The sequence below is a fragment of the Marinobacter sp. VGCF2001 genome (assembly GCF_049943275.1).
GTDB lineage: Bacteria > Pseudomonadota > Gammaproteobacteria > Pseudomonadales > Oleiphilaceae > Marinobacter.
Genome location: NZ_JBNFVX010000041.1, coordinates 1 through 1,186, shown reverse-complemented (window position 1 = coordinate 1,186; position 1,186 = coordinate 1). Strand labels below are relative to the sequence as shown.

At 56.3% G+C, this 1,186-nt stretch carries 1 protein-coding gene; it reads right to left on the bottom strand.

Annotated features, from left to right (window positions below):
* A partial coding sequence (tuf, locus tag ACP2AU_RS16735) for an elongation factor Tu (protein ID WP_426377348.1) occupies positions 1-1,186 on the bottom strand: 1,186 nt, incomplete at both ends.

The following is a 1,186-nucleotide window of genomic DNA, read 5'->3' as shown; positions in this document are numbered from 1 at the left end:
ATCTTGGCAACCACGCCGGCACCAACGGTACGGCCACCTTCGCGAATCGCGAAGCGCAGACCATCTTCCATGGCGATCGGAGCGATCAGGGTAACCGTCATTTTGACGTTGTCACCCGGCATTACCATTTCAACACCTTCCGGCAGCTCGCAAGAACCGGTCACGTCTGTGGTCCGGAAGTAGAACTGCGGACGATAGCCCTTGAAGAACGGAGTATGACGACCACCTTCTTCTTTGGACAGTACGTACACTTCGCACTCGAACTTGGTGTGCGGCTTGATCGTGCCCGGCTTACACAGAACCTGGCCACGCTCAACGTCGTCACGCTTGGTACCACGCAACAGAACACCAACGTTCTCACCAGCACGGCCTTCGTCCAGCAGCTTGCGGAACATCTCAACGCCGGTACAGGTCGTCTTGACGGTATCCTTGATACCAACAATCTCGATCTCCTCACCAACCTTGATAACACCACGCTCTACACGGCCGGTCACAACAGTACCACGACCAGAGATGGAGAAGACGTCCTCGATCGGCATCAGGAACGGCTGATCAATCGCACGCTCAGGATCCGGGATATAGGCGTCCAGGGCTTCTACCAGCTTCTTGACAGCGGTAGTACCCATCTCGTTGTCGTCCTTACCTTCCAGCGCCATCAGCGCGGAACCGGTAACGATCGGCGTGTCGTCGCCCGGGAAGTCGTACTGGCTCAGCAGATCACGCACTTCCATCTCAACCAGCTCGAGCAGCTCTTCATCGTCAACCATGTCCGCTTTGTTCAGGAACACAACGATGAAAGGTACACCCACCTGACGGGACAGCAGGATGTGCTCACGAGTCTGCGGCATGGGGCCGTCAGCTGCGGAGCAAACCAGGATCGCGCCGTCCATCTGCGCCGCACCAGTGATCATGTTCTTCACATAGTCAGCGTGGCCCGGGCAGTCAACGTGTGCGTAGTGACGAGTCGGAGAATCGTACTCTACGTGGGAAGTCGCGATGGTAATACCACGCGCCTTCTCTTCCGGTGCGTTATCGATCTGATCGAAGGCACTGGCAGAACCGGTACCCCAAACTTCGTGACAAACACGAGTCAGAGCTGCGGTCAGAGTGGTCTTACCATGGTCAACGTGACCGATGGTGCCGACGTTTACGTGCGGCTTACTGCGCTCAAATTTTTCTTTAGACA